A 25,052-nucleotide genomic window follows, 5' to 3' on the forward strand; every position below is an offset into this window, starting at 1 on the left:
ATAGTTTAAAAAGTATTTTTTTATGCTAAGACGATAAATCGCGATGTCCGGGCATTTGATCGATTTCATCGTCGGTGCGTTCGGCAATTGGAACAATCGGTTCTTTAAATTCTTGTTCGTTTGCCAAGGTTTTATTGAGTGTTAATACCAGCGATGGAAGTAACATTAAGTTCGATAACATGCCGAAACAAAGTGTTATCGAAACGAGGCCGCCGAGAGCAATCGTTCCGCCGAAGCTCGACAACATAAACACCGAAAATCCAAAAAAGAGCACAATCGAAGTATAGAACATACTTAAACCGGCATCGTTAAAGGTGGCATAAACCGATTTTCGAATTTTCCAGTTGTTGCGTTTCAGTTCTTCACGGTACTGCGCCAGAAATCGAATGGTATCATCAACCGACAAACCAAAGGCAATTCCAAAAACTAAAATGGTAGATGGTTTTAATGGTATATCCAAAAAGCCCATTAACCCAGCTGTCAATAAAAGGGGAAGCATGTTTGGAATGAGCGATACTAAAATCATTTTCGGCGAACGGAACATAAATCCAACTAACAAACAGGTCAGGAAAAAGGCAAACAGCAACGACGACATTAAATTATCGAGCAAATAGCCCGTTCCTTTTTGGAAGACAAAAGCTTTTCCAGTAATTGTTACGGTGTAGCGATCTTTCGGGAAAATTTTATCGATTTCTTTGCGGAGTTCGGCTTCGATGAGTGGAATCTTATCGCCGTTTTCGTCGCGCATAAATGTGGTTACACGAGCATAGCGCCCGGTTGAATCGACATAACTTTTTAATAAATCGGTTTTCTGGCTTCCGGAAGAATTCTTAATGTAGGTAAGAATAAACGCTTGTTCTTGAGAGGTAGGAAGTGCGTAGAATTGCGGATTTCCGTTGTAATACGCTTGCTTAGCGTATTTTATCACACCAACTACCGAGAGTGGTTTCGACAAGCCCGGCACTTCATCGATCGCTTGTTCGAGCTCGTCGATACGACGCAAAGTAGCCGATTTCATCACACCTTTTTTGCGCTTGGTATCGATCATTATTTCCAGTGGCATAACGCCGTCGAACTCTTTTTCAAAGAACTGAATATCTCGGAAGAAGTCGGTATTTCGAGGCATGTCTTCGATGATACTGCCGCTGATACGCATTTTGTATATTCCAATGATGCTCAACACGAGTAAGGCTACAGCCGCGCTGTACACGGAAAAACGATTGTATTTTACGGTGCGCAATATCCAATCCATAAAAGTTTTCACGGCACTGGAATCGAGGTGTTCGAGATGGCGATCTTTCGGCGGCGGAATGTAACTGTGTGCAATCGGAATCACAATCAAACACAAGACAAACAAGCCCATGATGTTTATTGCAGTTACGATTCCAAATTCCAACAATAATTGATTGTTCGAAGTAACGAAAGTGGCAAAACCAATAGCGGTGGTCAGATTGGTCATGAGCGTTGCCATACCCACTTTTGTGGTAACGCGTTGCAGTGCCTTAACTTTATTTCGGTGTACTTTAAATTCTTGATGGTACTTGTTGGTAAGGAAAATACAGTTCGGAATGCCAATAACAATTACCAAAGCGGGAACCAGCGCGGTGAGTACTGTAATTTCGTAGTTTAGAAGACCGAGTATGCCGAACGACCACATTACGCCAATAATCACAATGATGGCCGAGATAAGTGTAGCTCTGAAACTTCGGAAAAAATAGAAAAACAGTAAAGAAGTAACGAGCAATGCCGCACCGATAAAAATGCTGATTTCCGATAAAATTTTCTCGGCATTTAAGGTTCGGATGTAGGGCATACCGCTTACGCGAAGATCCACTTTCGTTGATTTCTCGAAATTTTCCACCAGCGAAACAAAGCGTTTTAGTATGTATTGTTTGCGTTCGGGCGTGTTTACCAAATCTTTTCGCATGTAAATGGCGGCACGCACCGTTCCGCTTGCTCGATTGAGCAGCAAACCTTCGTAAAAAGGAAGCTTTGTAAACAGAACTCTTTGAAGCGAATCGAGATATCTTTGGTTTTTCACTTTAGCCGCATCGACAAACGATCGGAGTTCGAAACCTTGAATCGAGTCGTTTCGCGTGAGAACTTTGAGGTTGTTCGGCGCTAAAACCAGACTAATTTCCTTGTCGCTTTCTAAACTGCTAATCAATTTTTGCCACTGCTCAAAAGTCTGCGGTTTAAACAAATCATGTTGCTTTATTCCGATGACAATCAGGTTTCCTTCTTCGCCAAAGCGGTTTAGAAAGGCGTTGTATTCAATATTTACCGGATTGTCGGCAGGCAGTAAATTAGCTTCGGTATGCGTAAATTTGATGTATTTCCACTGCAAACAAAGAAAGGCAGTTAAAACGGCCAAAGCTATGAGCATGAGTGTTTTATTTCGCAAAACAACCCGCGCAATTAACTCCCAAAAGCCCAAACTAAACCACTTAACCATCCAAAAAAATTTCGGCAAAGGTAGCGTAAAACTAAGGGTTATGGAATAGGAAAATGCGCGATTTTACGGCATTTCTTAATCGGTTTACAATTTAAATTTCACGTAAAATGTTTTGAAAAGAAAATGTATATATTTGAAAACATCGACATTTGAATTTTTAGGTCTTTTTGTGAATGAAGAATTTTAAAAACACAGCTTTTTACATATTGATAACCGGCGGATTTTCAGCGCTGATTTACTTCATTCTCATTGAAGGCAAAAAAATGCAAGGCTATGTTCCCAAGCCGGCGTTGAAAAATATCCCGGACCAGTGGGGACATTTCGTCGAATCGATGATCGAAAGTGTGCGCGAACCTCTGGCGATACTTTTGCTGCAAATTATTACCATTATTCTGACTGCTCGAATTTTTGGATGGATTTTCAGAAAAATCGGACAACCCAGCGTAATTGGCGAAATGATTGCCGGTATCGTACTCGGACCCTCGCTTGTTGGCATGTATTTTCCGGAATTTTTCGAAGCCCTTTTCCCGGTGGCGTCTCTGGCGAATCTGAAGTTTTTGAGTCAGATTGGATTAATACTCTTCATGTACGTTATCGGTATGGAACTCGACCTCAGCGCGTTGCGAAATAAAGCCAACGACGCCGTAGTCATCAGTCACGCGAGTATCATTTTTCCGTTTGCGCTCGGAACGGCCCTCGCCTACTTCATTTTCACTGATTTTGCTCCAAAAGGTATTGCCTTCTCCTCGTTTGCCCTCTTTTTAGGAATTGCCATGAGTATCACCGCGTTTCCGGTGTTAGCACGCATTGTTCAGGAACGAGGCATTCATAAAACAAAGCTCGGAACCATCGTAATTACGTGCGCGGCCGCCGACGATATAACCGCATGGTGCCTATTAGCCACCGTAATTGCCATTGTTAAAGCAGGCTCGTTAATTTCGTCCTTGTACGTAATTGCTATGGCAGTAGCCTACGTTTTTCTGATGCTAAAATTGGTAAAGCCGTTCTTGGCGCGCGTAGGAGCACTGAAAAACTCACGTCAAAGTTTGAGCAAGCCGGTAGTAGCTATCTTCTTGTTAACGCTCATTATTTCAGCGTACGTAACCGAAATTATTGGAATCCACGCCTTATTTGGTGCGTTTATGGCCGGTGCAATTATGCCTGAAAATGCACGCTTTCGCGGAATAATCATCGAAAAAGTAGAAGACGTTTCTGTAATCTTACTTTTACCTCTCTTCTTTGTTTTCACGGGTTTACGTACACAAATTGGTTTGATAGACGACGTTGAGTTGTGGAAAATGACCGGTATAATCATCGTTGTAGCGGTTGCCGGAAAATTCTTAGGCTCGGCTTTGGCAGCAAAATTTGTGGGTCAGTCGTGGCGCGATTCATTTACCATTGGTGCCCTGATGAACACACGAGGTTTGATGGAACTTATTGTATTGAACATCGGTTTAGATTTGGGCGTACTTACCACCGAAGTGTTTACGATGATGGTAATCATGGCGTTAGTTACCACGTTTATGACGGGACCGGCGTTGGATTTAATCAATTACATTTCGAAGAAAAAAGATTCGATTGTACCGGAAACGGTTACTTTGAGCGATAAATTCAAGATTTTATTGTCGTTTGGAAACGCCGAGCGCGGAAAGGCGTTGCTGCGATTGTCGCACGCGCTTACGCAGAAAGAACAGCAAACAAGTATAGTTACCGCAATGCACCTCACCTTGAGTAATGAATTACACACCTTTGAATTCGACGAACTGGAGAACAAGAACTTCAATCCGATTCTAACGGAAGCTAAAAATCTAAACCAGCCAATATTAACGATTTTTAAAGCGTCGAACGACATTGATACCGACATTGTTGAGATTTCGAACCAAGGTGATTACGATTTGCTGCTCATCGGATTGGGGCAGTCGATTTTTGACGGTACTCTATTGGGTAAGGTTTTGGGGATTACGACTTCGATCATTAATCCGGATCGTTTGTTGGATAAGTTCACCGGAAAAGAAGGATTGTTTGCGAATTCGCCTTTCGACGAGCGCACCCGACTCATTTTATCCAAAGCAAAAATGCCAGTTGGAATTTTGGTGGAAAAGAACTTAGAACAAATCACCAAGGTTTTTCTGCCGATTTTCAGTGAAGACGATCGTTTTTTAATTGATTACGCTGCGCGATTGATTCGCAACGGCGTTTCTTCGGTTACGCTAATCGATCCAAACAACGTGGTCAAAAACAATGCGCAATTTTACGGAGCGCTCGACTTAATTGAACGCGATTTCCCAGGCAGTACCGATATGTTGGAAGATCGGATTATAAAGAAAGAATTTTTGGCGCAGCAAGACATTATGCTGGTATCGTTCGAAAGTTGGCGAAAGCTTGTTAGTTCGCAAAGTGTTTGGTTGAGCAACAGTCCATCAACGCTGATTATGCGGGCGTAATTTTGAATTACACTAGTTTCTTTAAAACCCTAAATTCAACATAAAACTCAGCTTTATTGCGATGTTATCCTCTAATCGCGGAAGTTGATTGGGTCCGTAACGATAAAAAGCCGTAAGGCCAAAGCCGCTATAAATTTTATTCAACTCTAAACCCGATTCTAAAAACCCTTTGTCGAGCGTTTTAAACGGAATGCCAACATGACGTTCTCGATTGCGCATCGTTCCTACAGCACCGCGCGTAACCAATACAATTAAAGGTCTAATTTTTCCACTAATTTGCAGCGGTTTAAAGCCGTGTTTTACATGTAATGCCGCGAACGAACTAGAGAAAAACTCATTGAAAAACATGGTTTCAAAGCTGTTTTTACCCGCGATAGTGATGCGTTGCAGTAATCTGTCTTTCGTTAAATTGTTTGGGGCTGTGTTGTATAAATGAGTTAATGGCACTGCGCCAGATGCCATTCCGGCTTCGAGTAAAATAGAAAATCGCTCACCGCCAATAAACTTCTTCTGATAATCTACCCGAACGTCGAGCTTCTGAAAATCAAAATTACTTCCAAAAATATCTTTAACACTTTTAGTTAGCTGGAACGTGAAACGCGGATACCTCTTATAAATCTCTACACGACCGGTGGGAGTTTGCATAAAATCAGAAAACGGATTCCATTGTACTGAGGCTTGGAACGTGGAAAGAGTAAAATTGTCAAATACTTGCCCGTTGTAATTAAACAGGTAATTAAAAAGCGGTGTAACTTCCATGTGTTGGAACTGCCAAATACTCTCGGTTTTGGGAATGATTTTCGTTTCTGCGTAAGCGCGAACCGACCTATAATTGTAAAATGTAGAAATGTTAATTGGGCGCGGATCGTATAACTTGAAAACACGTTTATCGATCGTATAACTCGTACTCGCAATCTCTCGAATGTCGTCCGAATAACCAGCGCCAATCCATGAACTTGAAAACTTACCGATTCGAACTGCGGTTCCTAAACTGTATTTCGCTTTTCGATCTTTCGTTCCAAAGGCATAATAACCGTCAAATTTAATGTACTGTGAAAGTCGCTCGTTTGTAATACCGCCCACGCCCAACCGAAAACCTTCAAAATTGTTGTAGCTCAGCAACTGACGCAAATCCATATCAAAAAATGAGAACGGTACGTATCCATTTAAAATCTTTCTACCAATGCGCAGCTTGCTTTCTATACCTTCGGCACGCACCAAACTGTCGAGTTTTCGATACGTTTCCGGACTTTTTTCGTCGGGATATCGTTGCATATACTCATTCCAATAACTTACCGGTCGGCGAACTGCTGCGTCGTTAATTTGAAGCGCAATTGCCGCCTTCTTTATAGTAACTTCTGTATTGAGCTTCGGATTTTCATAATGCGTTTGAGAAAGCAAATACGTTATATCGGTGAGCTGCTGTTTGCGCGTTCGATAAATCGGACTGTCTTCTGGATCAAACTGAAACGTCTCACCGAGTATACTGATATCTTTGTTGTTCTTTCCTTTAACTACTTTGAACTCCTTTTTTGATATGATGTACAACGAACTTTCTGCATCGTAGCTAAATTCGTAGCGGGCCGTTACATCAAGAACACCTTGAACTCTGAAGACTGCTGCTGCAATTGCAAAATTCTCTAAGTCACAATACAAAATTCCGCTTAATCCCTTTTTTCGCGACTTCTTATTTTCAAAATGCAAAACAGCAAGATTTCTTTTCGATAATTGAATAGTATCTAAAATAGTAAGTTGAAACAAATCTTGTTCGCTGGCATTTAGTGGCGAAGCGTATCTGGTTTGCAGTACTTCAAAATAATTTTCGTACACAGAAAACGATTGCAGTCGAAATGCAACCAACTCATAAATAGGAGTTTGCAAACCCGACATACGCGCGGCTGTTATTGTTTCTTTAAAGTTGCCTTTGCTTAACTGAAACTTCGAAACTTTTTCAGCGTCAAACAAATGTTGCTTTTGCACCAAGGCTTTAAATTTCACACTACTGCTGTCGATTTCCATACGCTTCTTACCCAGCCATTTGCGCTTGTAAACCGTGTCTAATTTCGCATCAACGTCGGCAGCATTGGCAGTTACAACAACTTTATTATACGCTTCGATTTCAAAGGTTTGCAGCTTTTTCAACGGATCGTTATTGCGTTTGTTTGCAATAACTTTTTGTAGCAATGCTGTTGCATTGCGGATTGTCTCCGCTTGTTTCGGTTTGCTGTGCACTTTTATTTGTTTGGGAAACACGTCTGCAAAGCGATATTCTTGCGACTCGTAATCCAAGGCACTAATTTTAATTAGAGCAGGCAGCTGTTGTACCTCAATTTCGAAATATCCGTTAATGTCGGTTGCCGTTACCCGATTACCGGCTACTATCGAAACTCCGCTCACTGCGCGTGCCGTGTTCGAATCGATTACTAGTCCACGCAACTGCTGCTGACCGTGCGCTGTAAAGAACAGCAGCATAAAGAAAAGCGTGACACTGAATTTTTGCATAGGATATAAAAAAATGTCCGCACTAAGGCGGACATTAGCGTAATTAATACGAATTAGACTTTCATGATTTCGGCTTCTTTAGCCGCTGTCAGTTCGTCTATTTTTTTAATATACGTGTTGGTTAACGTTTGCACTTCTTCTTCTGCCGACTTGCAAACATCTTCCGACATACCATCTTTTTCCAGCTTTTTGATATCCGTATTGGCATCTTTGCGCACATTTCTCACGCTAATTTTCGCGTCTTCTGCTTCTGCTTTAGCTTGTTTGGCTAAATCTCGGCGACGTTCTTCGGTTAGCGGCGGAACACTGATAATTACCACATCGCCGTTATTCATTGGGTTGAAACCCAAATTGGCAATCATGATGGCCTTTTCAATGGTGTGCAACAAATTTTTCTCGAACGGTTGTACGGTAATTGTTCGTGCGTCTGGAATACTGATTTTAGCCACCTGATTTAAAGGTGTTTGCGATCCGTAATAATCTACAAAAACACTTCCGAGCATAGCCGGAGATGCCTTTCCTGCGCGAATGTTCAAAAATGATTTTTCCAAGTGAGCAATTGCTGCATTCATGGATTCTTCAGCGCTGTCTAAAATAAAATCGATTTCTTCGTTCATAACAGTTTCTTGTATTTAAACGGTAACAACTGTACCTATGGTATCTCCTTTACAAATTTTTAGCAAATTCCCTTGTCCGTTCATATCAAATACAACGATAGGAAGTTTGTTTTCTTGACTTAAAGTGAAAGCTGTAGTATCCATTACATTTAAACCTTTGGCCAAAACTTCTTCAAAACTCAATGTATCGAATTTCGTTGCTGAGCTGTCTTTTTCTGGATCGGCAGTATAAATCCCGTCGACACGAGTTCCTTTAAGGATAACGTCGGCATCGATTTCTACGCCGCGTAGTACTGCCGCGGTGTCGGTGGTGAAATATGGATTTCCGGTTCCTGCGCCGAAAATAACGATGCGTCCTTTTTCGAGATGACGCACCGCGCGGCGTTTGATATACGGTTCGGCTATCGCTTCAATTTTCAATGCAGTTTGCAAGCGCGTTAGCATACCTTTGTCTTCCAAAGCACCTTGCAGCGCCATTCCGTTAATTACGGTTGCAAGCATTCCCATATAATCGCCCTGAACACGATCCATGCCGTTAGAAGCGCCGGCAACACCTCTAAAAATGTTTCCACCACCAATAACTATGGCAATTTGCACTCCTTGATCGTGAATTTGCTTAATTTCATCAGCATATTTTGCCAAAACTCCCGGATCAATACCGTAAGCACGTGAACCCATGAGCGCTTCACCACTCAGTTTTAGCAAAATTCTTTTGTATTTCATAGCGTTTAAAATTGTTGTGCAAATATAGCGGAATTCCGTAATCAGCGAAGAAGCTTATCGCTCAAATGCAGGATGAATAAACTTCTGAAAATAGGCATCGCGCGCCGCTTGATAACCAATATCAAAAATCTGACGCATCCGGTACGTTTTAGTCTCGAAAGTAGAATAAGCCGATAAATCATCAGGCGTAATCACCCAATCGCAAATATTAAACTTTTGGTTGTTGGTATTCGCGCTAAGCAAATCAAATGCCCGCGCGGTTACGTGTTTAATAGTGCGCAAATCTTTGGCTTCGATAGCTTGTAACGGACTCACGTACATGCCGATTAAATAATCGCAACGACCTTGTAAAATATCTGCTGGGAAATGATTTAAAATCCCGCCATCGCTATACACTTTGCCGTTAATGACATGTGGAGAAATAATTCCCGGAAAGGCCGCCGACGCCACCACGGCATCTTTAATTCGGGTTTTGGCTGAAAAAACCGTGAGCTTTCCCCGAATCATATCCGTTGCAGTAATGTGAATCGGAATTTTTAAATCGCCAATCGTAGCTTCTCCAAAAATGGCATCCAAATAACTGGCAAAAGCCTCAGAATCCATCAAACCCGCTTTTCGAAAAGTAAAATGACGCCAGTAAAAAAAATCAACCGACTGAAAAAAACTGAGAATTTCCTCCGGAGTTTTTCCCCAAGCATACAGCGAAGCTACAATACTACCCGCGCTGCTGCACGCAATTTCCGACGGAAACACTTCTACTTCTTCCAAAAACTTTAAAGCACCGGCATGTGCCAAACCTTTGCTTCCGCCTCCGGAAAACACATAACCTACCGCACTTGAAAATTCAGCTAATGGTGTCATACGACTAAGAATTAAACGAAATTAGCCTAATTTTTGTAAGAGACTGCTGTTTCAGTAAAAAAATCATTATTTGCAAAATTTTGATTTTTAGATTGTTGCAAAAAGTATCTGAAAAAAATCAACTTTTTTTGATCGCTGATACAACCATTTCTGATCGAAAATCGTCTTTTAAAATATAAGCAAGATTAAACGTGAAGGTAATCAAATTACGGAACGAACTTGAGCAAGTCATTGAATTGGCACGCAACCGCAACCGACACGCGCAGCAGGAAATTTACAGCCGCTTCGCTCCGAAAATGTTGGGCGTTTGCCGCCAATACATCAAAGACGTTCACCAAGCCGAAGATGTAATGATTTGCGCCTTTCTTAAAGTATTCGAAAACCTGCCGCAATATTCAGGTGTCGGAAATTTTGAAGGCTGGATACGACGGATTACGATTAACGAAGCAATTTCTTACTTACGTGTTCAGAAAAAGGCTGTTTTTATAGACGATTTAAGTAGTGAAAGTTCATGGTCGGAAGAACAACAGCACGAGTTCACGGTGAATGAAATTCAGGAATTAATCGACGCCTTGCCCGACGGTTATCGAATGGTTTTCAACTTGTATGTAATCGAAGGATACAAACACCACGAGATTGCCAAGCTGCTCGACATCAGCGAAGGAACCTCAAAATCGCAATTGTCGCACGCACGACGTTTGCTACAAGAACAAATTATTAAAAGAAAGATGAGCAATCATGAAACCGCATAAACTAGAAGATCAAATAAAAAAAGCGCTCGAGAATCGAGAAATCTCGCCTCGTCCCGAATCTTGGGATCGCTTAAACGCCATGCTTACTGCAAACGAAAGCAAGCCCGTTCGCAAAATTTTTCCGTACTGGAATATTGCTGCTGCAGTGGCTGTTTTTATCGGACTATTCAGCTTTTACCTGTTTCAATCGGAAGAAATAGTCGATGTAGCCTTGCCCGAAAAACAAGTTGTTTCTTCTGAAACAGCAAAACCAGCAGCTGGCGTTTCTGACGACACAGCAAGCAGCGACACCGTAAATCAAAACATACAGCAAAAACCGAGTTTCAATTCATCAATCAATCCAAAAATCAAATCAATCAATCAACAATCAAAGGCAGTGGCTGCTGTACCGCTGCAAACATCTACGCCAAATGCAAACGGCAGTGCAACCTTCGAAAATCAGTTGCAAAACGAACAAAATGCCATTGAGCAAGTAGCTCCAAGCGTTTCCGACGAAGCTCAAGTAGCCGCACTGTCTGAAAAAATCAAAAAGCGCACACGTTTTAAAACCAATCCCGATGCCTTGCTGCAAGCCGCTTCTCAAGAAACCGAACGACAGTACCAAAACCAGATGTTGGCCGCAGTTGCCAAACGATTCAACGAAGTAAAAGTCGTTGTCCAAAACCGAAACACACTAAAATAATCATCAATACACACTACCATGAAATCAATTACTTTGTACTTGGCCTTATTTCTCGCGTCTATACTTTGCAAAGTTTACGCACAAAGCGACTTTACCTCCAGACTGAATGACCTGTCGTTGAAAATGGAAAAAGCCATAACCGACGAAAAAGCGCAACTCGCTAATCAGCTTGAAGCTGTTAACAACCAACTGACATTCGGAACCATTACCGAAGCCGAAGCCGAAACCAAGAAAAAACAGCTTGCTACCGAAAGTGCAGCACGTTTAGACGAGAAACTCGCCGAAATCGATCAGGAGCGCAACAGCTTAATACAGAACAAAATCGATGGAAAAACAGAATTCGCTAAAAGCGATTCGACCAAAACAAAAAATTACAAGTTTCAATTAAGCAGCAAGAGCTTGAGAAATAAAAACGGCGAACTGCGCACCACCACTCAATTTGTATTTGCCATCGGACTCAACAATGTGGTTACCAATGGCTCTATTGCCAACTCCGATTTTCGCGTGTACAAATCACGTTTCTACGAATGGGGATTTACCTACAACACACGCTTGGATAAAAGCTCGCAGCTGTTTCACCTAAAATACGGTTTGTCTTTGCAATACAACGACTTGCGACCAACGGATAACCGCTACTTTGTAGACAACGGAGAAACAACCGACCTAGTAGTTAACCCAGTACAACAGCAGGATGCGCGCTTTAGAAACGTAAACTTGGTGCTTCCGGTGCATTTTGAATTAGACTTCTCAAGAACTCAAGAAAAAGACGGGAAAAAGATTTTTAATTCGCACAACTCTTTCCGGCTTGGTTTAGGAGGTTATACCGGTTTGAACGTACGCTCTAAGCTGGTTCAAAAATTCGACACCGACGGCTACGAGTCAAAAGTGGTTACTAAAGGCGATTGGAATACCAATAACTTCATCTACGGACTCAGCGCGTACATTGGCTACGGCGAAATAAGTTTGTATGCCAAGTACGATTTAAATCCGTTGTTTCAGAACAATGCTGTCGATCAGCGCAACATTTCCATGGGAATTCGCTTCGATATGAATTAAAATTTTGGGTTAGTTAGTTTTGAAAAGGCACTTGTTTTTTAGCAAGTGCTTTTTTTATGGGCGGCTGTTCCGGCTGTTCGCTCCAAGCTTGCCACCGCAACACGGCAAAAGGTAAAACCGCAGTAGCTTCTGCTAGTCGCTCTGCGTTTTTTGCTTTTGCACGCGCCGCACTTGGCAAGGCTTTTTGCTGCCATCCGGGCCGCAGCAATCGTTTCCCGCATGTCGTTTTCCAAAAAAATAGTCGAGAAGAAGCCGCGAATTTTAACAACCGTAATATTGCAATATNAACATTCAAAAACGACTGACCTAAGTACGTGCCTTCAAAATAAAGATTTACAGCGCCCGGAAGTAAATTGTAATTCTGCCAATCTCTAATTTCCGCATTTAAATACGCCGCCTTATCCAACTTCGGAACACTAAAATACCGATAGCTTGCCGGAATTTCCTGCTGACTCAAATTAGCCGTGTACATATTGCCATCGGATAAAACAGTAAACGGTTCTTTTACATCGAAAGTAACGGTAGTGGTTTGAGATGTCAATTCAGCTAGGCTAACTTTTCTACGCATATTTTTTGCAGCTCCAGGTGCCCCAGAATTAATCACCAAACCGGCAACTTGACCTTGCAGTGAAGTAATTAAGTTTGTATCGCTCGAATCCGTAAAAGTCATGCGCGTTGATGCCGATCCTCTTAATGTGATAGTCTCTCGANAGTGGTGGTTTGCACGGATAAATTTGCCTCATTTACTCGTTCTTTAACTTTAAATTCGCCGTCGTCATTTACACTTCTGCCGTAACCAGCAACAACAACTTCTTCCAACATTTGAGCCGATTCCTGAAGTCTAAAATCCATCCTTGCAGAGTTAATTCCTAGCGTTAAACTTTCTAAACCGATAAAAGACACAGTAAGAGATTTAGCATTTTTTGGTATTTTAATTTTGTAACGACCATCTAAGTCAGCCGAAACGCCATAAACGCCATTACCGACATCTGTATATACGCTTGCGCCGGGCAACGGTAGGCCCTCTGTATCATAAACTGTTCCTTGCACTTCATCACCAAAATAAGTTCTATTCGCCACAACAACGCTAGCAGCTTTGTCTGCTTTTGCTCTTCTTAATTTTTCTACTTGTTTAACTTTAGCAACATACCAAGGTCGCAAAGTCGGCGCTATGGCGTTTTCTGTCGGATTTCCACTACTCAAGGACAATTGTACGTTTTTCCAATCTTCATTCGTGTTTTGATAGACCTCAGCTTTCGTAGTTAGATCCACCGGCGCGCTGATGTCGGTTACTTTCAAATCGTAAACCGGCGCCCAACCTGCGGCGTCTACAAAATAGGTAAATATAATTTGCGCTTTTCCACCGCGATCGGATTGTAAACTCAGCAGTAATTCGCCGATTTGCTTATTCGACGAACCGCGAACTTCATTTAGTTGTTGATTGACAAGGCTATACAAACTATCGCTCGATTTAATGGCGGCATTCGTCAAACTCTGATTGCGTAAATTCTCCGTGTATTGCGCTTTTTGATAATCTAAAACAGCTTTCAAATCAGGCATTTTCAATCCCGAATTTTCGCCAGCAACGGCTTGATTCTTCAATAAAATCGACTCTTCATTCTTATACACTTTCAATAGATCCTGTTGGTCGTTACGCTGTTTTCGCAATCGCTCCAATCGATCTTCCAAAGCTTTAACCTCATCGCGCACTTTCTTCGAAGACAAAACGTCTAGCTGTACTTTAACCGAAGCTACACTGGCAAAATCGGGAGTAGTAACTTGAACGCTGTTTTCTTTGATCTGCGGACTCAATCCCGTCAGCACCACTGCATTTTTTCCAGCAATTAGCTGTATTTGTGCGGTACGTGTTACCTGAGCGCCCGAGGTAAAAACCTTCACCGATTTAATTTCAGAATTAATTTTTGGCGGCTCATCTTGACTAAATACAGTGTGAATTGAGAGCAGGGCAAACAGAAGAATATAGTTTAAAGAAAGTCTCATAGACAAAAGTTTTAACGCAAGGTAGAAAAAATACCATTACCCTCGTCGTTATTTTTTGTCATCAAAACAAAGAAAATAAACAATGGAATTTTTGTGATATTTTGAGTAAACAGAGACAAACTCGACACTTTAATCTAAAATTCAATTTTACTATCTTTGCCACTATGACACTCATAAGCGAAGACAACAGCAAGAATCAGGAGATTGTAAAAAACGTTTTTACAAAATATCTCGAGAAAAACGCGCACCGGAAAACTCCTGAGCGCTATGCTATTCTACAAGAGATTTACGACAGTCAGGAGCATTTTGACATCGAGAATTTGTACGTCAAAATGAAAAACAAAAACTACCGCGTAAGTCGCGCTACGCTTTACAACACCATCGAACTATTGCTCGACTGTGGCTTGGTTCGCAAACACCAATTCGGACAATCTCAAGCGTATTTTGAAAAATCGTACTTCGACAAACAACACGATCATATCATCATGACCGATACCGGCGAAGTAATCGAATTTTGTGATCCGCGCATTCAAACCATCAAAAAAACGATTGAAGAGATTTTCGACGTAGAAATTTCCAATCATTCCCTCTATTTTTACGGTACTCGTAAATCTCAAAACGCAACAACTACGGAAGAGAATCTTCCCAACACAACTGAATATAACCCAATCAACTAATGTCTGTAGATTTACTGTTAGGCTTGCAATGGGGCGACGAAGGCAAAGGAAAAATTGTCGACGTGCTCACCCAAAAGTATGATATTATTGCTCGATTCCAAGGTGGACCAAACGCCGGACACACGCTCGAATTCGACGGAATCAAGCACGTATTACGAACCATCCCAAGCGGAATTTTCCACAAAAACGCGGTCAACATCATCGGAAACGGTGTTGTTATCGATCCCGTGGTTTTTGTAAAAGAACTCGAAGGTTTGGAACAATTCAAAATTGACATTTACAACAAACTGATCATTTCGCGCAAAGCACATCTGATTTTACCGACACATCGCTTGCTAGATGCGGCATCCGAAGCCTCAAAAGGCAAAGCAAAAATTGGTTCGACACTCAAAGGCATCGGACCAACGTACATGGATAAAACCGGACGTAATGGCTTGCGAATCGGCGATTTAGAACTCGACGATTTTAAAGAACGTTACCGAAATCTCGCCGATAAACACGAGGCAATGATTAAATTCTACGACGTTTCCATTCAGTACAACTTGGCTGAAATGGAAAACGAATTTTTCGAAGCCATCGAAACATTAAAAAAACTGCAATTCATCGACAGCGAAGCCTATCTTTTTCAAGCGCTAAAAGACGGCAAATCGATTTTAGCCGAAGGTGCTCAAGGAAGTTTACTCGACGTTGACTTCGGTACCTATCCGTTTGTAACTTCTTCGAATACTACGGCTGCCGGCGCTTGTACCGGATTGGGAATCGCTCCTAATAAAATCAAAGACGTTTACGGAATTTTCAAAGCTTATACGACACGTGTAGGCAGCGGACCTTTTCCCACAGAACTCTTCGACGAAGTGGGCGAAACTATGGCGCGAATTGGCAACGAATTCGGTTCGGTTACCGGACGTAAACGTCGTTGCGGCTGGCTCGATCTCGTTGCTCTGAAATATGCCGTTGAAATAAATGGCGTTACCCAACTCATGATGATGAAAGGCGACGTACTTTCTGGTTTTGAAGAGCTTAAAGTGTGTACAGCTTACAAGTATCGCGGCGAAATCATCGACCACCTACCCTACAACATCGAAGAAGAAAACGTGAGTCCGGTTTATAAAAGTTTCAAAGGATGGCATGCCGACCTTACTGGACTTACCGAATACAGCGATTTACCGACCGAATTAAAAGACTACGTTTCATTTATCGAAGCTGAAGTCGGCGTTCCGATTAAAATTATTTCGGTAGGACCCGACCGTACGCAAACGATTTCGCGCTAACTTTGCGTCATGGATAAGTGCATTTCTGTTTTCGATATGCTCAAAGTTGGTGTTGGGCCTTCAAGCTCGCACACACTTGGGCCTTGGCGTGCTGCCGAAAAGTTTTTAAGTGAAATTCGCGCAAATGGATTCTTCGCTGAAACCTTCGCCGTGAAAGTTGATTTATACGGCTCACTTTCTCTTACCGGCAAAGGCCACGCAACAGATTTAGCAGTTATGCTCGGATTGAGCGGACAAGACCCAGAATACATTCCTGTTGAAAACATCGGAAGTATCATTACAGACATCCAAAACAGCCAGACTTTGCAGCTGGGAAATGAAAAGACAATCGGATTTTCATTTCTTACAGATATCGTATTTCATAAGAACTTCCTACCCTTTCATGCAAACGGCCTCACATTCACCGCATTTAAAGAAAATGGCGACGCATACGCATCAACTTTTTATTCGATTGGCGGCGGGTTTGTTGTAAAAGAAGAACAAAACAACGAAAACAGCACCGATTTTACCTGTGCGTTCCCCTACCCGATCGATACCGCAGTTGAATTATTGCATTATTGCAGTGAGCATCAGCTAAAAATATCGGAGGTAGTGTATGCAAATGAGATTTCTATGCGCCCGGAAGCACTGGTGCACAGCGAGTTGCTCCGAATTTGGAATACCATGCTCGAATGTATGTATATTGGCTGCCATACCGACGGAATTTTACCCGGCGGTTTGAATGTAAAGCGACGCGCGTTCGATATGCATCAGAATTTATTGGGCAACGGACAATACAATAATCCGCAAGAATGGCTGCAAACCATTCGTAAAACCGAAGTTAAATTTCGCCAAATTTTAAAATGGGTGTCATGCTTTGCTTTGGCTGTCAACGAAGTTAATGCGGCTTTAGGTCGTGTGGTTACAGCTCCTACAAATGGCTCGGCGGGCGTGATTCCTGCCGTGTTGATGTACTATATGGTTATCGAAAACCACCAAGCAGGCGACGATGAAGTAAAGAAATTCTTAATGGTTGCCGGCGAAGTAGGCAGTATTTTCAAAAAAGGCGCAACGATTTCGGCGGCAATGGGTGGCTGCCAAGCTGAAATTGGCGTATCATCGGCCATGGCCGCAGCCGCGTTATGCGAATTAATGGGCGGATCACCCGAACAAGTGCTCATGGCAGCAGAAATTGCGATGGAGCATCATTTGGGGTTAACCTGCGATCCGATAGGCGGTTTGGTTCAAATTCCATGCATCGAGCGAAATACCATGGGTGCAATAAAAGCGATTAACGCCGCGGAACTCGCCCTAGAAACCGATGCTAAAAATGCAAAAGTTCCTTTGGATAAAGTCATCAATACCATGTGGCAAACGGCCAAAGACATGAATTCCAAATACAAAGAAACTTCCGAAGGTGGGTTGGCAGTGGCTGTGAATATTGCCGACTGCTAATTCTTATTTCGCAGACTTTCGCGTATCGTACGTGTGGGCAATTTTCCATTGACCGTCAACAGCAACGAGGAAAAAGTAATTTCGACCGCTGTGCTGCAACGTATCGTTTACATAAAACTCATAATCCATGTGAACGTCGGCAGTTTGTCCGTAGTTGCGAACAATAACATTCGAAATACGCTCTTCTAACTTGATACTTTGAGGAATATTCGAAAACTCATTCAAAAAATCAGTTGCACCTCTCGAAACAACTTTAGGTTCACCATTTATATACATCAACGTATCGAAGTTAACGGATTCATTCAACAATAACGGACGCATGATGGCGGGTGTCTTCTGATTCAAACCCGAAAAAAACCATTCGACAATTTTTTCCGGACTAGCCGAATCTTGCGCAAACGAAGCCGAACTCGCAAACAAAACGGCAAACAAAAACAACTTTTTCATAGTAATAGTACTTTCGGCAAATATATCTTAATAGCGTGAAATTTGATGACTACAGTATCGCGAATTAGCTAACTTTGCGACTTAAATTTTGTGCTATGTCGGTTGCTAAAAAAGACTACAAACGAATTACCACCCGTTCGCTGATTGAAATGAAAAGTCAGGGCGAAAAAATATCCATGCTCACTGCCTACGATTACACTATGGCCAAAATCGTAGATTCAGCGGGGATCGACGTCATTTTGGTAGGCGATTCGGCCAGTAACGTTATGGCAGGTCATGAAACCACACTACCGATTACACTCGATCAAATGATTTACCACGCCTCGTCGGTAGTACGTGCCATCAATCGCGCCTTAGTCGTTGTAGATTTACCGTTCGGAAGTTACCAATCGGATTCGAAAGAAGCGTTGCGTTCGGCCATTCGCATCATGAAAGAAAGTGGCGGACACGCCGTAAAACTCGAAGGCGGCAGCGAAATAAAAGATTCAATCAAGAAAATACTTAATGCGGGTATTCCCGTCATGGGACATTTAGGACTTACACCACAATCCATCTATAAATTCGGAACCTACAACGTTCGTGCGAAAGAAAACGCCGAAGCCGAAAAACTCATTGAGGATGCCATCATGCTCGAAAAGCTGGGTTGTTTTGCATTAGTATGCGAAAAAATCCCGGCAGAACTCGCCAAACGCGTAGCCGAAAGCATTAGCATTCCTGTGATCGGTATTGGTGCTGGAAGCGATGTCGATGGCCAAGTACTCGTCATTCACGATATGTTGGGCATGAATAATGAGTTTTCACCTCGATTTTTACGTCGCTACCTCAATTTATACGATCAAATGACGGCTGCAATCTCGCAGTACGTCTCGGATGTGAAGTCGGTTGATTTTCCAAACGCCGGAGAACAGTATTAATGAAAACGGCTGCAGACGGTTCGAACTTGCATGTTTTGTTCGAAGACAATCATTTGCTGGCGGTTAACAAGCGTTGTGGCGACTTAGTTCAGGGTGATAAAACCGGCGACGAAACTTTGTTGGATGCCGTAAAAAACTACATTGCCACTAAATATCAGAAACCTGGAGCTGTGTTTGCGGGTGTGGTGCACCGCTTAGACCGACCTACCTCGGGCGTGGTTGTTTTTGCGCGAACTTCGAAGGCTTTAGCTCGAATGAACGCCCTTTTTAGCAGTCGTGAAACGGAGAAAGTTTACCATTGTTTAATCGAAGGAAAGCCGCAGCAAGAAGCCGCTACGTTAACGCATTTTTTGGTTCGTAACGAAAAAAACAATACGAGCAAAGCCTTTGAAAAAGAGGTTACTAACAGCAAAAAAGCCGTTTTGCATTACAAATTGCTTCGCGCATATACCAACTACAGTTTGTTGGAAATACAGTTAGAAACGGGCAGGCATCATCAAATTCGGGCCCAGTTGGCGGCTTGCGGCATGGTCATTAAAGGCGATTTAAAGTACGGTGCCAAGCGTTCCAACCCGAACGGTGGCATAAGTTTACACGCGCGAGAGCTCACATTTGTGCATCCGGTTGCTAAAAGCGAAGTGAAAATTCGCGCACCCTATCCCGCTGGAGATATTTTCGAGGGATAACTACATTAAATTCATGATTTTTTGGGGGTGCCGGCGGTGCAATCATAGCGCTTCGCAAACGGATCACCGAACCGCCGTCGCGCCATTCGCTAAATCTTTCCGGCAAACGCCTGGTGGAAATACCATAACGCCGCAAAGGATGCCGCTGCTGTCGCTCACCCGGGGAAGAGATTGAAAAAAGCAAAAGAAGCGAAAGAAGGGAAAGAAGCGAAAGAAGGGAAAGAAAAAGGAACCGCTGCGTTGCGGAAGCGGTTTGGTTGTTTGTTGGCGTTTTGTGTCATGCACTTAGGCTCGTTGGTGCATCGTATTTTAAAGGTAACCTCAAAGTCGGGAGCGTTTGCGGAGAACAGAGTTAGGTACAAAAGTTCATTAGAGTTCTGTCAAGCTGGAACACAAGTTTAATAGTATTACTAATGTTGAGCTTTTGTTCGTCTACCACACTAGCACAAAACCACTTGTTAAGTGCCGTATTTCTTCATATCAATTGTTTTGTTTTGAAAACGGTCTAACAATTTTTCCTTTTTGAACTTCTGCAAAGTCTCTTTTAAATGGGTCATAATAATCTTTCTTCCACTTTCCTTTTTTAAATTTAAAAGTATAAGCTAAAAAATCTCCATAAAAGTTTAATGTCAAATCTTTTTCCAGGTGACCTTTACATGTAAAATGCAACTCTAAAATATCATTCTCTTTATGTTGCAATTCTATGTCAAAGCAATTTCCTTTGTTAAGCAGCTTAAGGATTGTATTCTGATTTATTTTGTTAGTTGTCTCACCAATGTTTGCGGGTAAAATCATTTCACCAACAACAAAATGTGATTTCTCTGTTGGTCTTTTTAAAGTCCAATAATGTTTAAGCCGCTCAACATTTTCAGTCTTGCAAGTGCAAAGTTTTAATTTTTCTGAAACAGTACACATTTTTAATGTATTTTAGTTGTGTGTCGTTCTGCTTAACAGTTTTTGTCAAGTTGAAGTGATTGTCAAATTGTGTGTTTTGCCCACTTGCATATGACTTGAGCAAAACTCCACCCGATTCAAATTCTAAATTGAAAACCAAAAGAACAAAAAATCTATAAAAGCTGAACAAAGATTGTCAAGCTGATGTGGGCTTTGAGTCAAGTCAACCCTAAATGATATAGAACATAATTACTGTCACCCCAACGCTGGTGAAACTGTTGGGCAGTATGAAGCATAACGTTTTCTTTATTACAAATAGCAATACTTTCGGAGCACTTACCTATCAAGCTACCAATAAGTTTCTTAGGAGCCGAAAAATTTCTACCACCACGTCCGTCTCGCTTTTGGCAAGGTCCTGTTATGCACAGGCTTTTTCGTCTTTCTATGATATATTTCTAAAGCTTTGTCAAAATCCTTAATGTGATACCAGTCGATGTTGTTCAAGTCAATAATTTCGTTTGTTCTTTTTGGTCTATTTAGATTTTCCAAGTCTTTCGGATGAACTTCTTTAACTGTCAGTTTACCATTTTGCAATTCAGTAAAACCGTAATAAATTGAAGTTGCGTCCCACTCAATAAAACCAAATACTTTTTCTGTTGGCTTAATTAGAATAAATGGAAAGTCAGGTCTTGTTGAATATTCATTATATGCGGGTTTCCTGAAGATAAAACAGTCCGAAAGTTGAGCGTAGTCAAAAGTCTTTTCGTTGTCATACCATATCCATGTGTCAGCCGAGTTAACTAACGGTTTTGTGTTGTTCTTGTCAGCATAAATGGCTATTAGTCCAGCGTAAGACATCATTCTCCATTCGTCAATATTATAGATGTAAACGCCATATTTTCCGTCACCTGTTTCTGAAAAGGAGTCGTCTGTCCAATCGCTTTTTTTGTAAGCTATCAGAAGAGAAGTGTCAATTTTCCAGTTTTTCGTGTCTGTCATTTTAAGCTTGTGGATAACTTTACAATTGGCGAAGTCCCTGCAACTTTTTCAATTTTTAAAAACGCCGTTAAATTATTCAATAACAATCCATTACATCAAAAAATTTATACGTATTTTGAATCTATTAAATTGGACACTTGTTTTGCCTTTTGTCTTTTGCTAATTTACGGGATTCGCTTCTCCCAAAACTACCTACTTATAGGTATTTTTCCACCAAACGTTAGTAACGTATGCCCTAGCCCGGATGGTAGCGGCAGCCCGTAAGAAAAATACGGCTACGTGAAGCGGTACGTGTGGGCGACCCAAGAAGCCCAACACCTGCCGACTGAACGAGGCGTATTTTTTGCGGACTATAGCGAACAGCCGGAAAAGCTTCTCAAAGAATTTACCAGCTCAACTCTTAAAACGAAAAGTAATCGGCTTTCTGAGCTATTTACGTCCGAAAATCAGTTTCCACAGATCCAACAAGTCATGTTCTTTTAGCCTAAATTTGACTCTCAATGTGAATCTAGTTGAATTGATCAATCTCGCTCACCTGTACCTATTTGAAAACAAGTCTTTATGAACATCAAAGAAAATCTGTGTCTGCTTTTTGTCTTAGCCTTTTTCACTTCCACAGTTTATGGACAAAAGAATAAGCTTACCGACGAACTCAATCGGAGAGCTTCCGAAATCGAATCGAAAGTAATTGCCTGGCGTCAGGATATTCACCAAAATCCAGAACTAGGAAATCGCGAAGTACGCACGGCGGCGCTTATTGCAGCTCATTTACAAGCGCTCGGCATCGAAGTAAAAACCGGAGTGGCCGTTACAGGTGTTGTGGGAATTTTGAAAGGCGCAAAACCCGGACCGGTGATTGCGCTGCGTGCCGATATGGATGCGCTTCCCGTCGAGGAACGAAATAACCTAGCATTTGCCTCCAAAGTACGTGCGCAATACAACGGAGCGGAGACAGCGGTAATGCACGCATGCGGACACGACGCGCACGTAGCCATTTTAATGGGTGTTGCCGAAGTACTCGCTGCCATGAAAAATGAACTGGCGGGAACAGTAAAATTCATTTTTCAACCCGCCGAAGAAGGAACGCCAAAAGGCGAAGAAGGCGGTGCAAAGCTGATGGTTAAAGAAGGTGTGCTCGAAAATCCGAAAGTAGATGTTGTTTTTGGATTACACATGGATTCGATGATCGAAACCGGTACAATTACCTACCGACCAGCCGGAATTATGGCCGGCGTGGGCGATTTTAAAATTACCGTAAAAGGAAAACCCAGCCACGGCTCGCAACCTTGGTTAGCTGTTGATCCGATTCCCGTTGCGGCACAAATTGTAACTGCGCTCCAAACCATTGTGAGTCGCAACGTAAACCTTACTGAAAATGCCGCGGTAGTTACTGTTGGCGCGATCCACGGAGGTAACAGACACAACATCATTTCCGAACAAGTAGAACTGATTGGCAACGTACGTGCGTTTACCGAAGCCGATGAGCAGCTAATTTACAGACGCATACGTGAAATTTCCGAAAAAACTGCCGAAGCTGCCGGAGCTACCGCTTTGGTCGAACTTCCGTTTTCAGTGAAGTATCCCGTTACGTTTAATAATGTTTCACTAACCGAGCGTATGCTACCCAGCCTGAAAAAGGCTGCCGGTGCCGAAAAGGTAAAACTGATTCCCGCAAAAACCGGTTCGGAGGACTTTTCGTTCTTCGCGGAAAAGGTTCCCGGACTTTTCTTTTTTCTCGGCGGTATGCCCAAAGGACAAGATCCAAAAACAGCAGGACCACACCACACACCCGAGTTTATGCTCGACGACAGTTCTTTCAAACTTGGCGTAGTAGCTTTTTGTCAGTTAGTTTTCGATTATGGAAAACTGCAAAAAATGTAAAAATGCAACCGTTCGCAAACTTAAAAAGAGAACAATTTTCTAGTCATTTTAGAGGCTAATTCATTGTCTGTTTTGGGGGTGCCGGCGGTGCAAGCATATCGCTTCGCAAACGGATCACCGAACCGCCGTCGCGCCATCCGCTGTATCTTTCCGGCGAACGCATTGTGGAAATTCCGTAGCGCCGCAAAGGATGCCGCTGCTGTCGCTCACCCGGGGGCAGCGGCAAATGGAAAAAATGGAAAAAATGGAAAGAAGCGAAAATTGAGCACAATGTCTCACAAAGTTTTTCACGATGTACGCAACGCTGCATTCGACAAGCTGCCTTCTACGAGCTGAGGCACCAATGATACGTGGGTTAGGTTGGGAAGATGATACGTAAAAGGGTGAACGTTACGATTCCGATAGCTATCGGAACTATCCCGATAGCTATCGGGACTCAAGTCTTAATACAAAAATCTCCATTAGCCTTCGACAAGCTCAGGCACCGGCCTTCGACANATTTGCTCCAGCACATGAATATGCTTTGTTTTATGGAAAATCCGAAAAATCAGTGCCGGGTAGTCTTGACTTAACTGAACAAAGATTGGCAAGATATCCAAAGGAAGATGAAAATGGTCGTTTTGCTTGGGCAAATTTTATAAGGTCAGGGAACAATGATAAAAGGGAAGATAGGCCAAAGTTGTATTATCCAATATTTGCAAATGCTGATGAAAACAAAATTAGAATTCCTGAAATGGTATGGAATAATGAAAGTAATGAGTACGATTTACTTGAACAACCTCGAGATGGTGAAGTAATTGTCTATCCGACTATCAAACAAGGTGACAGAATAATAGAAAAAAATTGGCAAAGAGGGAATGCAAGAGTTCCAAATGAATTATCTGAATATAGAGTAAGAAAGAATTCTGATGGCGAAGTAAGTATCGATTTTAAGACAAGATTAGATGAAAGTTCATTGCCCACAACTTGGTGGGACAAAAAGGAATATGCATCAGCAAACTATGGTGCTGCAGAATTAAAAGAACTATTTAATGAGAAGCCTTTTGATTTTCCAAAGGCAAAAAGCTTAGTAGAAGATTGTATAAAGGCTTTAAATATTGAATCAAATAGTACTATTCTAGATTTCTTTGGAGGTTCCGCCACAACGGGTCACTCAATAATTAGTTTGAATAGAGAGGATAACGGAAAACGAAAATATATTTTAGTTGAAATGGGGGAATACTTTAACATTGTTACAAAACCCCGCATACAAAAAGTAATCTACAGCAAAGACTGGAAAGAAGGCAAGCCTGTTAGCCGTGAAGGTATCAGTCATTGTTTTAAATACATGCGTTTGGAGAGTTATGAAGATACACTCAACAACTTGGCTTTAAAACAAACCGTAACCCAACAACAGGCTTTACAAATGAACCCTACCTTTAAAGAAGGCTATATGCTCAACTATATGTTAGATGTAGAGGCAAAAGAAAGTTTGCTCAATTTGGAGTGGTTTGAAAATCCGTTTAACTGCTACTTAAATATTACCAAAAACAACGAGCTGCAACCTACCAAAGTAGATTTGGTTGAAACCTTCAATTACCTGATTGGGTTGGTTGTTGAAAGTTATGCCAAACCCAAAGAAGGCTATGTAGTGGTAACAGGTAAAAAATTTAGCCGGAGAAAAAATACTGGTAGTATGGAGAGATTGCACCCAACACAATAGTACAGCCCTCAACCAATTCCTAGAAAAGAGTAAATACAACCCACTCGATGCCGA

At 42.0% G+C, this 25,052-nt stretch carries 21 protein-coding genes; 12 read left to right on the forward strand and 9 right to left on the reverse strand.

Annotation, left to right across the window (positions count from 1 at the left end):
• Window positions 1–25 precede the first annotated feature (25 nt).
• A complete protein-coding gene (locus CHX27_RS14950; protein ID WP_094487559.1) occupies window positions 26–2,455 on the reverse strand; it encodes an efflux RND transporter permease subunit in 2,430 nt (809 codons plus the stop codon).
• A 173-nt stretch (window positions 2,456–2,628) separates the two neighbouring features.
• On the opposite strand from CHX27_RS14950, the gene CHX27_RS14955 reads away from it, so the two are divergent.
• Window positions 2,629–4,899 carry a cation:proton antiporter gene (locus CHX27_RS14955; RefSeq protein ID WP_094487560.1) on the forward strand — a complete coding sequence of 757 codons (2,271 nt, stop codon included), beginning with the start codon at window positions 2,629–2,631 and terminating at the stop codon, window positions 4,897–4,899.
• A gap of 21 nt (window positions 4,900–4,920) precedes the next feature.
• Here CHX27_RS14955 and CHX27_RS14960 read toward each other — a convergent pair whose 3' ends face one another.
• From CHX27_RS14960 to CHX27_RS14975, 4 genes are read right to left on the reverse strand one after another with little or no spacing between them, the layout of a single operon-like run.
• Window positions 4,921–7,401 (reverse strand): DUF5686 family protein, encoded by a 2,481-nt coding sequence (locus CHX27_RS14960; RefSeq protein WP_133063494.1) that lies wholly within the window; start codon window positions 7,399–7,401, stop codon window positions 4,921–4,923.
• Window positions 7,402–7,454: 53 nt separating this feature from the next.
• Window positions 7,455–8,018 (reverse strand): ribosome recycling factor, encoded by a 564-nt coding sequence (frr, locus tag CHX27_RS14965; RefSeq protein ID WP_094487562.1) that lies wholly within the window; start codon window positions 8,016–8,018, stop codon window positions 7,455–7,457.
• A 15-nt stretch (window positions 8,019–8,033) separates the two neighbouring features.
• Window positions 8,034–8,741, reverse strand: a complete 708-nt coding sequence (gene pyrH, locus CHX27_RS14970) for a UMP kinase (RefSeq protein ID WP_094487563.1) — start codon at window positions 8,739–8,741, stop codon at window positions 8,034–8,036.
• Window positions 8,742–8,795: 54 nt separating this feature from the next.
• Window positions 8,796–9,602 carry a patatin-like phospholipase family protein gene (locus CHX27_RS14975; protein WP_094487564.1) on the reverse strand — a complete coding sequence of 269 codons (807 nt, stop codon included), beginning with the start codon at window positions 9,600–9,602 and terminating at the stop codon, window positions 8,796–8,798.
• A gap of 191 nt (window positions 9,603–9,793) precedes the next feature.
• Here CHX27_RS14975 and CHX27_RS14980 point away from each other — a divergent pair, with 191 nt between their 5' ends.
• From CHX27_RS14980 to CHX27_RS14990, 3 genes are read left to right on the forward strand one after another with little or no spacing between them, the layout of a single operon-like run.
• A complete protein-coding gene (locus CHX27_RS14980; protein WP_094487565.1) occupies window positions 9,794–10,354 on the forward strand; it encodes an RNA polymerase sigma factor in 561 nt (186 codons plus the stop codon).
• Complete coding sequence (locus CHX27_RS14985; protein WP_094487566.1) at window positions 10,341–11,036, forward strand: hypothetical protein; 696 nt, start codon at window positions 10,341–10,343, stop codon at window positions 11,034–11,036. Before CHX27_RS14980 ends, CHX27_RS14985 begins: the two co-directional genes overlap by 14 nt.
• A gap of 18 nt (window positions 11,037–11,054) precedes the next feature.
• Window positions 11,055–12,092, forward strand: coding sequence for a hypothetical protein (locus tag CHX27_RS14990; protein WP_094487567.1), 1,038 nt, complete (start codon window positions 11,055–11,057; stop codon window positions 12,090–12,092).
• 690 nt (window positions 12,093–12,782) lie between these two features.
• Here the strand turns inward: CHX27_RS14990 and CHX27_RS15000 are convergent.
• The gene (locus CHX27_RS15000; protein WP_094487569.1) at window positions 12,783–14,093 is read right to left on the reverse strand and encodes a mucoidy inhibitor MuiA family protein; all 1,311 of its coding nucleotides are present in this window, start codon (window positions 14,091–14,093) and stop codon (window positions 12,783–12,785) included.
• Window positions 14,094–14,257: 164 nt separating this feature from the next.
• Between CHX27_RS15000 and CHX27_RS15005 the strand changes: the two genes are divergently transcribed.
• Genes CHX27_RS15005 through CHX27_RS15015 form a run of 3 tightly spaced genes read left to right on the forward strand, consistent with a single transcriptional unit; the run spans window position 14,258 to window position 17,475 of the window.
• Window positions 14,258–14,770 carry a Fur family transcriptional regulator gene (locus tag CHX27_RS15005; RefSeq protein WP_094485635.1) on the forward strand — a complete coding sequence of 171 codons (513 nt, stop codon included), beginning with the start codon at window positions 14,258–14,260 and terminating at the stop codon, window positions 14,768–14,770.
• Window positions 14,770–16,041, forward strand: coding sequence for an adenylosuccinate synthase (locus CHX27_RS15010; protein WP_094485634.1), 1,272 nt, complete (start codon window positions 14,770–14,772; stop codon window positions 16,039–16,041). The genes CHX27_RS15005 and CHX27_RS15010 overlap by 1 nt, the downstream gene beginning before the upstream one ends.
• 9 nt (window positions 16,042–16,050) lie before the next feature.
• Window positions 16,051–17,475 carry an L-serine ammonia-lyase gene (locus CHX27_RS15015; protein WP_094485633.1) on the forward strand — a complete coding sequence of 475 codons (1,425 nt, stop codon included), beginning with the start codon at window positions 16,051–16,053 and terminating at the stop codon, window positions 17,473–17,475.
• Between the two features lie 3 nt (window positions 17,476–17,478).
• Here CHX27_RS15015 and CHX27_RS15020 read toward each other — a convergent pair whose 3' ends face one another.
• Window positions 17,479–17,922 (reverse strand): hypothetical protein, encoded by a 444-nt coding sequence (locus CHX27_RS15020; protein WP_094485632.1) that lies wholly within the window; start codon window positions 17,920–17,922, stop codon window positions 17,479–17,481.
• A 95-nt stretch (window positions 17,923–18,017) separates the two neighbouring features.
• Between CHX27_RS15020 and panB the strand changes: the two genes are divergently transcribed.
• From panB to CHX27_RS15035, 3 genes are all read left to right on the forward strand, one after another.
• Entirely contained in the window at window positions 18,018–18,836 is an 819-nt protein-coding gene (panB, locus tag CHX27_RS15025) for a 3-methyl-2-oxobutanoate hydroxymethyltransferase (RefSeq protein WP_094485631.1), read from the forward strand.
• Window positions 18,836–19,522, forward strand: coding sequence for an RluA family pseudouridine synthase (locus CHX27_RS15030; protein WP_094485630.1), 687 nt, complete (start codon window positions 18,836–18,838; stop codon window positions 19,520–19,522). The genes panB and CHX27_RS15030 overlap by 1 nt, the downstream gene beginning before the upstream one ends.
• A gap of 171 nt (window positions 19,523–19,693) precedes the next feature.
• On the forward strand, window positions 19,694–19,924 hold the full coding sequence (locus CHX27_RS15035; protein WP_094485629.1) for a hypothetical protein: 231 nt from the start codon (window positions 19,694–19,696) through the stop codon (window positions 19,922–19,924).
• Window positions 19,925–20,002: 78 nt separating this feature from the next.
• On the opposite strand, the gene CHX27_RS15040 is transcribed toward CHX27_RS15035, so the two are convergent.
• Entirely contained in the window at window positions 20,003–20,437 is a 435-nt protein-coding gene (locus CHX27_RS15040; protein WP_133063418.1) for a hypothetical protein, read from the reverse strand.
• 360 nt (window positions 20,438–20,797) lie between these two features.
• The gene (locus CHX27_RS15050) at window positions 20,798–21,415 is read right to left on the reverse strand and encodes a hypothetical protein (RefSeq protein ID WP_094485626.1); all 618 of its coding nucleotides are present in this window, start codon (window positions 21,413–21,415) and stop codon (window positions 20,798–20,800) included.
• A 561-nt stretch (window positions 21,416–21,976) separates the two neighbouring features.
• On the opposite strand from CHX27_RS15050, the gene CHX27_RS15055 reads away from it, so the two are divergent.
• Together CHX27_RS15055 and CHX27_RS15065 are read left to right on the forward strand one after the other, a co-directional pair.
• Window positions 21,977–23,296 (forward strand): amidohydrolase, encoded by a 1,320-nt coding sequence (locus tag CHX27_RS15055; protein ID WP_094485625.1) that lies wholly within the window; start codon window positions 21,977–21,979, stop codon window positions 23,294–23,296.
• A 460-nt stretch (window positions 23,297–23,756) separates the two neighbouring features.
• Window positions 23,757–24,998, forward strand: coding sequence for a DNA methyltransferase (locus tag CHX27_RS15065; protein WP_262494601.1), 1,242 nt, complete (start codon window positions 23,757–23,759; stop codon window positions 24,996–24,998).
• Window positions 24,999–25,052: the final 54 nt, after the last annotated feature.

It is taken from the genome of Flavobacterium aurantiibacter (genome assembly GCF_002251775.1).
Classification (GTDB): Bacteria; Bacteroidota; Bacteroidia; order Flavobacteriales; family Flavobacteriaceae; genus Flavobacterium; species Flavobacterium aurantiibacter.

Excerpts from the sequence above, each read along its gene's own strand:
- CHX27_RS14985 (WP_094487566.1), top strand. The coding sequence starts at position 10,341 with ATGAAACCGCATAAACTAGAAGATCAAATAAAAAAAGCGCTCGAGAAT.
- CHX27_RS14990 (WP_094487567.1), top strand. The coding sequence starts at position 11,055 with ATGAAATCAATTACTTTGTACTTGGCCTTATTTCTCGCGTCTATACTT.
- CHX27_RS15055 (WP_094485625.1), top strand. The coding sequence starts at position 21,977 with ATGAACATCAAAGAAAATCTGTGTCTGCTTTTTGTCTTAGCCTTTTTC.
- CHX27_RS15040 (WP_133063418.1), bottom strand. The coding sequence starts at position 20,437 with ATGTGTACTGTTTCAGAAAAATTAAAACTTTGCACTTGCAAGACTGAA.
- CHX27_RS14955 (WP_094487560.1), top strand. The coding sequence starts at position 2,629 with ATGAAGAATTTTAAAAACACAGCTTTTTACATATTGATAACCGGCGGA.
- CHX27_RS15010 (WP_094485634.1), top strand. The coding sequence starts at position 14,770 with ATGTCTGTAGATTTACTGTTAGGCTTGCAATGGGGCGACGAAGGCAAA.
- CHX27_RS15030 (WP_094485630.1), top strand. The coding sequence starts at position 18,836 with ATGAAAACGGCTGCAGACGGTTCGAACTTGCATGTTTTGTTCGAAGAC.
- CHX27_RS15020 (WP_094485632.1), bottom strand. The coding sequence starts at position 17,922 with ATGAAAAAGTTGTTTTTGTTTGCCGTTTTGTTTGCGAGTTCGGCTTCG.
- CHX27_RS14960 (WP_133063494.1), bottom strand. The coding sequence starts at position 7,401 with ATGCAAAAATTCAGTGTCACGCTTTTCTTTATGCTGCTGTTCTTTACA.
- pyrH (WP_094487563.1), bottom strand. The coding sequence starts at position 8,741 with ATGAAATACAAAAGAATTTTGCTAAAACTGAGTGGTGAAGCGCTCATG.
- CHX27_RS14950 (WP_094487559.1), bottom strand. The coding sequence starts at position 2,455 with ATGGTTAAGTGGTTTAGTTTGGGCTTTTGGGAGTTAATTGCGCGGGTT.
- frr (WP_094487562.1), bottom strand. The coding sequence starts at position 8,018 with ATGAACGAAGAAATCGATTTTATTTTAGACAGCGCTGAAGAATCCATG.
- CHX27_RS14975 (WP_094487564.1), bottom strand. The coding sequence starts at position 9,602 with ATGACACCATTAGCTGAATTTTCAAGTGCGGTAGGTTATGTGTTTTCC.
- CHX27_RS15005 (WP_094485635.1), top strand. The coding sequence starts at position 14,258 with ATGACACTCATAAGCGAAGACAACAGCAAGAATCAGGAGATTGTAAAA.
- CHX27_RS15050 (WP_094485626.1), bottom strand. The coding sequence starts at position 21,415 with ATGACAGACACGAAAAACTGGAAAATTGACACTTCTCTTCTGATAGCT.
- panB (WP_094485631.1), top strand. The coding sequence starts at position 18,018 with ATGTCGGTTGCTAAAAAAGACTACAAACGAATTACCACCCGTTCGCTG.
- CHX27_RS15015 (WP_094485633.1), top strand. The coding sequence starts at position 16,051 with ATGGATAAGTGCATTTCTGTTTTCGATATGCTCAAAGTTGGTGTTGGG.